The organism is Thermus islandicus DSM 21543 (assembly GCF_000421625.1).
Classification (GTDB): domain Bacteria; phylum Deinococcota; class Deinococci; order Deinococcales; family Thermaceae; genus Thermus; species Thermus islandicus.
The window spans coordinates 1-6,287 of the sequence record NZ_ATXJ01000040.1; the positions used below are offsets into that span (position 1 = coordinate 1).

The 6,287-nt window shown below is 64.6% G+C and carries 7 protein-coding genes and 3 pseudogenes; 3 read left to right on the plus strand and 7 right to left on the minus strand.

Annotation, left to right across the window (positions count from 1 at the left end; all coding sequences use genetic code 11):
• Positions 1-167 precede the first annotated feature (167 nt).
• The 5 genes and pseudogenes from H531_RS14380 to H531_RS14390 all read right to left on the minus strand — a co-directional run.
• Positions 168-341 carry an integrase core domain-containing protein gene (locus tag H531_RS14380; protein ID WP_022799569.1) on the minus strand — a complete coding sequence of 58 codons (174 nt, stop codon included), beginning with the start codon at positions 339-341 and terminating at the stop codon, positions 168-170.
• A gap of 120 nt (positions 342-461) precedes the next feature.
• A complete protein-coding gene (locus tag H531_RS15005; protein WP_022799570.1) occupies positions 462-755 on the minus strand; it encodes a hypothetical protein in 294 nt (97 codons plus the stop codon).
• Between the two features lie 76 nt (positions 756-831).
• Positions 832-882: pseudogene (locus H531_RS15330) on the minus strand (hypothetical protein); the annotation flags it as partial.
• Between the two features lie 413 nt (positions 883-1,295).
• A complete protein-coding gene (locus H531_RS14385) occupies positions 1,296-1,451 on the minus strand; it encodes a hypothetical protein (protein WP_022799572.1) in 156 nt (51 codons plus the stop codon).
• A 108-nt stretch (positions 1,452-1,559) separates the two neighbouring features.
• Positions 1,560-1,921, minus strand: a pseudogene (locus H531_RS14390) (DUF4277 domain-containing protein); the annotation flags it as partial.
• A 152-nt stretch (positions 1,922-2,073) separates the two neighbouring features.
• Here H531_RS14390 and H531_RS13710 point away from each other — a divergent pair.
• The 3 genes and pseudogenes from H531_RS13710 (at position 2,074) to H531_RS14625 (ending at position 5,207) form a co-directional block, all read left to right on the plus strand.
• On the plus strand, positions 2,074-4,308 hold the full coding sequence (locus H531_RS13710) for a cell wall-binding protein (protein ID WP_022799573.1): 2,235 nt from the start codon (positions 2,074-2,076) through the stop codon (positions 4,306-4,308).
• 328 nt (positions 4,309-4,636) lie between these two features.
• A pseudogene (locus tag H531_RS15015) lies at positions 4,637-4,768 on the plus strand (transposase); the annotation flags it as partial.
• A gap of 136 nt (positions 4,769-4,904) precedes the next feature.
• Positions 4,905-5,207, plus strand: coding sequence for a hypothetical protein (locus tag H531_RS14625; RefSeq protein ID WP_211210543.1), 303 nt, complete (start codon positions 4,905-4,907; stop codon positions 5,205-5,207).
• A 343-nt stretch (positions 5,208-5,550) separates the two neighbouring features.
• On the opposite strand, the gene H531_RS0112085 is transcribed toward H531_RS14625, so the two are convergent.
• Positions 5,551-6,060 carry a transposase gene (locus H531_RS0112085; RefSeq protein WP_028490842.1) on the minus strand — a complete coding sequence of 170 codons (510 nt, stop codon included), beginning with the start codon at positions 6,058-6,060 and terminating at the stop codon, positions 5,551-5,553.
• The coding region (locus H531_RS13255) for a helix-turn-helix domain-containing protein (RefSeq protein ID WP_033399353.1) at positions 6,057-6,287 on the minus strand (231 nt) is incomplete at its 5' end. The genes H531_RS13255 and H531_RS0112085, both read right to left, overlap by 4 nt.

Genomic DNA, 6,287 nt, shown 5'->3' on the forward strand with positions numbered 1-6,287 from the left:
CCCGTCGTCCAAGGGCTCGGGGGCCAAGACCTCGAGGACCTCCGGCACCTCCCCTATCCCCTCGCACTCCGGGCACTCCGTGGCGCTCCAGGGAAGGGGCTCACCCGCGAACCACTCGGTGTAGACCAAGCCCGTTCCCTCATCCAGCCCCCTAAACTTAGACACTTTTACCCTGCCTCCCGTGTGATGTCCCCAAGTTCTTTCCCCAGCGCCTCCGCGTCTACCGCCATCACCTCCTTTGGCGTCCGATAACCGAGCCCCGAGTGCAACCGGCGCTCGTGGTAGTAGCGTAGCCGCTCCTCTACCACCTCCTTTAGCTCCCCAAGGCTTCTGGCCTCCAAAACGGGTCCCGCCCCTCCCCCTTGAACCGGGCAAAAAAGCTCTCCACCACCGGAGAAAACGTACGCTTCGCGTGACGCCCTTGGCCCCCATCAGGCTGTAGGAAAGCCTCTGCCCGTCCCTCAGCAGCGTGGCTCAGGAAAGGACCCCCCAGGGCGGCTGACGGTCATGGTGCACCAGGGCCCCAGGGCCAGCTCCGCCGAAGGGGACGGGCCCAGGCCGAAGGCCACCACGGTCCGGTAGGGCAGGAGGGCGAAGTCGGTGTACAAGAGCTCAAAGGGCTCCGGTTCCCTCTGCCTGAGAAGGGAGGCCCGGAGGTCCGCCTTGTCCCCGGCCAAAAGCACAATCTGCAGCAGAGGATTGGGCTTGGGCCTCCGGACGGTGCGCTTCAGGGAGAGGTGGCAGTCCTGCGTCACGGGCGGGAGCCCGTACCTTGCAAAGGCGGTGGACCCGGTTGTGGTTGATCGGAATTCCCTTTCTGTGGAGCTCCTCGGTGACCCGGCGGTAGCCGTACCCGGGGTGCTCCAGCAGGATCCCTTCGATGGCCCTCCCGAGGCGGCGCCCCTCCTCCCCAAGCTAGGGGCTTCGCCCCTGACCCCTCTTCCTGTCGGCCCCAAGCTAGGCTTCGCCTGACCCACCTTCTGCTTCCGGTAGGAGTACCAGGTGGCCCGGGGGATCTCCAGGGCACTGAGGACGATGGGCAGGGGAGCCAGGTCAGCCAGGCTACCTTGTCGCTGGCCCGTCAGCCGAAGGCTAGGTTCCGGGTCATCCGCTTTACCTCCCCTGCCCGAGGGTCACGCGAAGCGTAGGTTCGGCTTTTTTAGGAGGGCGATCTCCACTTCCTTCTTGCCGATGAGTTGCCCAAGATACCCTGGCGCGTGACCCAGGTCGCGGATCCTCTTCCCCAACTCCTTCTCCTGGGTCTCGTTGGAGAAGAGGGTGGCCCCCTTTGCAAGCTACGCCCTGCGGGCGTGACCCATGAGCTCCGCCTTCCACTTCGTCACGGGCGAAGCCCGTAGCTTGCCGATGGTGTTGGGGTGGACGTTGGAGATGCGGGCGAGTTCCACCAGGCTCTTCTCCCCCTTGATGGCCTCCAGAGCGGCTTGAGTCACGCCGAAGGCGTACGTTCGCCCTTAACCTGTGGGGGTACCGCTTTGGGCTTCTTCATTCCGACCTCCCAGATGGGGTCCTCCTACATCCAAATCGGCGTCTAGTCTAGGGGGTCCATATCCCCGGCTGTAGCCGTGGGCGATGCGGATGGCCCCGACTTCCGCAAGGGTGTGAAGCGGCCTCCGTCCCCTCGTACCGCCCGTGCACGTGAAAGCTGGTGGCGTCCGCATGCAGGGCCTGTACCGGGAACGGGAAGGCCTGGCGTGCCCTCGTCGTTGAGGAGCCCTGGGGTGACGCCCTTTCCTAGGAGCCACTCCGTGAGCTTGCTTTCCCAATAGTGGCCGAAGAGGTAGAGGGGGGAAGAGACAAAGCCCAGGGCGTTCAGAATGGCCGCTTTCAGGGCCACCCCCGTGTTCACCTTTTCCCCCGGGCGGGGGCCCACCCGTTCGTCCACCAGGGGGACCAGCCCGAGCGCATGGGGACCTCTCTTGGGGCTTCTTCCGCCTGGCCGGCTCGAGGGGGGCACGCTCCCCCATCGCCCCCCGGGGCCCCGTTTAAGGTTTTTGTAAGCCCCCCTGAGGAGGATGGAGGTAAGGACCCCAGGGGTCCCGGAAAGGAGGCGGTATGCGTAAGGGCACGCGGTACGGTCTTCTGGCAGGCCTTGCCCTCCTCCTCGCGGCGTGTGGAGGGCAGTCGGGCAGCACTGGAGGTGGCGGCGGCTCTAACCCCTCTTTCACCCTCTCCCTGAACCCCACGAGCCGCACGTTGCAGCAGGGGGGAAGCGGCCAGGTGAGCGTGAGCCTAACCCGGCAGAACTTTTCGGGGGGCGTGACCCTCTCCCTGGAGGGCAATGCTCCTCTCGCCACGAGCCCGGCTCCAGACAAGATCGCCTGGAGCTTCAACCCCAACCCCGCTACGGGGAACGGGGCCACCCTTACCCTGCAGTTGGGGCAGAATGTGCCCCCCGGAAGCTACAGCCTCACCGTTCGGGGGCAGGCGCAGGGGCTTCAGGACCGGACAGCCCCCCTCTCCCTCACCGTCCAGCCAGCCCCGACCCAGGGGTCGGGACCCTCCCTTACTTGGACCACCGTCTTCCCTGCCTACGATGTAGCCTATGGCAACGGGGTCTTTGTGGCTGTGAGAGATGCAGTCCTGGTTTCCCCGGACGGGCAAAACTGGGAGGCGGTACGGTTGCCCCAGCCACCCAAGTGCAGAGAACTTGATCGGCTAAGCTTCGTCAACGGCCGTTTCTTGGCCTTGGACATGTGCGGGATCACCATCTGGGAATCCTCAGATGGGCGCACCTGGACCGTCCATGCGTTCAACGTCCAGCCCTCTTCACCCAAGCCAAGTGAACTCACCCGCATCGTGTTTAAGGACGGGACCTACTACACCATGGGGCGGGTATCGGGCTACGTTACCAACCAGGGCCCCACCCGCGCGGGGTGGCTCTACTCCTCCCAGGACCTCACCAACTGGACCAAGGTAGGGGAGACCGGACCCTTGGATAACCTTTCTTCTCAGTTTATCCCCTCCGACCTGGCCTTCGGCGGTGGCTACTTCGTGGTGGTGGGGGAAGATCTTAATGTCGATGCTGGGGTCGCCCTGGTATCTGCGAACGGCCAGACGTGGACCCGGGTGGCTACCGGGGGCATGGAACTAATGAGGGTCCTCTTCGGCAACAATCGGTTCGTAGCCATAGGCTTCCGGGGCGGGGGCGGTGGTATAGCCTTGGCCTCGCCCCCCAACGACCCCACGGGTTCCTGGACCAGCTTGACCCCGCCAGATGTCCCCTCTTATAGACGGCTCGGTCTCGCCTTTGACGGCACCCGATTCCTTACCGCTTCGGAGGGGAAGATCTGGGCCTATGACGGCACCACCGCCAACCCCAACTACGCCTCCCTTCCTCGCTACATCAACGATGGCCACGGCATCGCCTTTAACGGGAGCCAGTACGTGTTCATGGGCGATGGCTTCGCCTCCTCTCCCGACCTCCGCAACTGGACCACGGGCTTTGACACCAATTACCCCGGTGCCGTGACCTATGGGAACGGCAAGTTTGTGCTTTCCGTGGTGGATTACCCAAGCGCCATCTTCGCCACCGCCGCAGAGGGTCCCTTCCCAGCCTGGCGGGTAAGCGACCCGACACCCAGAGCTGACATCGACCGCCTTGCCTTCCTCAATGGGCAGTTCGTGGGGGTAGGCCAGTCTGGCCGCGTCTACCTCTCCAATGACGGCAACTCCTGGAACCAGGTCAGCACCCCCTCAACCCAGAGCCTAGAGGGCGTGGCCTATGGAGGCGGAACCTACGTGGCGGTAGGGCTGAGCGGGGCGATCGTCTACTCTGGGCCCAATAACCCCACAAGCTGGAACCTGGCCTCGGGCACAAACGGGGAAGACTTCTTCGGCGTTGCCTACGGAAACGGCAGGTTCGTGGCGGTGGGAGAAGCGGTCTACACCTCCTCGGATGGCGCCACCTGGACGAAACAAACTGGTCCAGGCTTTATCAATGACGTGGCCTTCGGCAACGGGCAGTTCGTAGCCGTGAGCGGGGACAAGATCTACCGCTCCACGGACGGAGTCACCTGGCAGACCCTGACCCCGCCCCCCTCACCCGTAATACCGAACGGCAGAGTTGCTCTTGGCCGCATCGTCTGGACAGGAAGCTTCTTCATCGCTGTAGGGGGTGTGAGCGAGATATTCGACGGACACGCCTACATCATCACCTCTACCGATGGCCAGAGCTGGACGTTGCAGGACACGTTCTTCTTAAACGAAAGCCCCTTAGATATAGCCGTGGGCAACCAGTATGCCCTAGCGATCTTCCGCTATGGGGCTCTGGTCGGCCGCTTGCCTTAGGGAGGCGTTTGGGAAAAAGGGGGCGGTGGCCTTGGATCTTGGCCTTTGAAGGAGGGCTGACGGTTCCTGTGGGTGGGTGGGTAGGTGGGTCGCGGGGCTGATGGGTAGCCACCCGCCCCGGCCTCCTCGCCGCACAGTATCCCGGTCGTCAAAGACCGCATCCACTTGGACGGCCCACGGGGTCGGGTGGCTACCACCCTCAACATACCCAGAAACGGCCACGCTCTGCGCTGGTATTGACGTTAGCACACCCGACCTGGACCTACCTCTGCTTTGATCCAGCCCCCCGAAGTTAGAGGCTGTCGTAAAAGTGTGGCACGCTCCGAGGGTGGCTCTCCGTAGAGCCTACTCCAGCGATTTGACGGACGGGGAGTGGGCCATCCTGGAACCCCTCATCCCTGCCCCCAAGCCCGGCGGCCGACCCGCCAAGGTGCCAAGGAGGGAAATAGTGAACGCCATCCAGAAGGTGTTCCCCTAAGGGGGAAGCGCGCTACGTCCTGAAAAACGGTCTCCAGTGGCGGGCCATGCCCCGTCACGCTGCAGGCGTACGTTCCCGACCTTCCCCACTGGTCCACCGTCTGCCCCTAGTTCCGCAAGTGGCCTACGTACACGGGGGCCGTCTCTTGAGGGCCTTTGTCCACCCGGCCAATGAGCACGACAAGGGGGGTGGGCAGGCGTTGCTTTTGAGGACGGACCTCTCCTTGTGGCCCCGGGTGCGCAAGCTCTTTGTGGACTGGGGGTACCGGGGTCTCAAGGGGCTGGCCGCTTCCCTGGGGTTGGAGCTGGAGGTGGTGGCCCGTCCCTGGGAGGGTGGGTTCAAGCCTTTGCCCAAGCGGTGGGTGGTGGAGCGGACCTTTGCCTGGCTGGAGCGGAACCGGCCTAAGGTAACGGAAGCCTAGATGTATTTAGGCAGGATACGCTTGTTGGTGAAGCAGCTGGCCAGGGCTGCGTAGCTGGCCGTGGAGGAGTTTTACGACAGCCTCTAACTTGCCGTGAGGCCCTACCCCTGAGTCCGGATCGTACCCCTCCCCGGCCACAAGGCCAAAAGCCGCGCCAACCCTCGCACGCGCCCGGAGGAGTCCCTTACCAGGCCGGCTGGGGTGTCGGCGGCCTTGGCCAGGATCCGGAGAATGCGGGTTCAGATCCCGTCAACCCGGGGATGGAGCCCCAGGGCTTCACCGCGGGCGAGAGCGCCCTCATCCAGCTTGTGCCCTTCCGCCCTCGAGGAGGAGTCATACCCTTTTATGCTGATACCTTCGTCCTAGGCCACCAGTGGAACAGGGTGTGCCGCCTGAGGGTCTCGGGGTCCTGGGCAAGGACGCGGCACCGCTCGGCCACCCCCTCCATCATCTCCTCAAGGTCCCGGAAGTACCGGTTGGCCACCGCCTCGTTCACCAAGGGCCACACCCGCTCCACCGGCTGCAGCTCCGGACTGTAGGGGGGCAGGAAGACCAACCGGACCCTCTCCGGCACCTCCACCTTAGGCGAAACGTGCCACCCCGCCCGGTCCAGGACCACCCACGCCTCCTCCCCCTCCCCCAGCCAGGCCTCAAGCTCCCTAAGAACCCAGCCCATCACCTCCGTGTCCAGCCCGTCCACCAGGAGGCTCAGGCTCTCCCCCGTCTCCGGCTCCACCAAGGTGCACACGTAGCACCACCGGTACCGGTGCGCCCCCACCGCCAAAGGCCTCTCCCCCCGCCGGTACACCGGCTTGAGGCCCAGGCGGTGCTCATCATAGGCCAGAAGCCTCACCCTCCTTCCCTCGGCCCTCGCCTCCTGGACCTGGGCGAGGAGGTTTTTTTAAACGCCTCCTGCGCCGCCCCATCCGCCTTCGCGTGCCGGGGGCGGGGCACCCGCAAGGCAAACCCCATCTCGTGCAGAAGCCGGTAGATGGGGTAGAGGGAGAGCCTCTTTCCCAGCTCCCGCTCCACCCAGTCCCTTAGCTTGGGCCCCGTCCACAGGCCCCCGTCGGGCGGGGG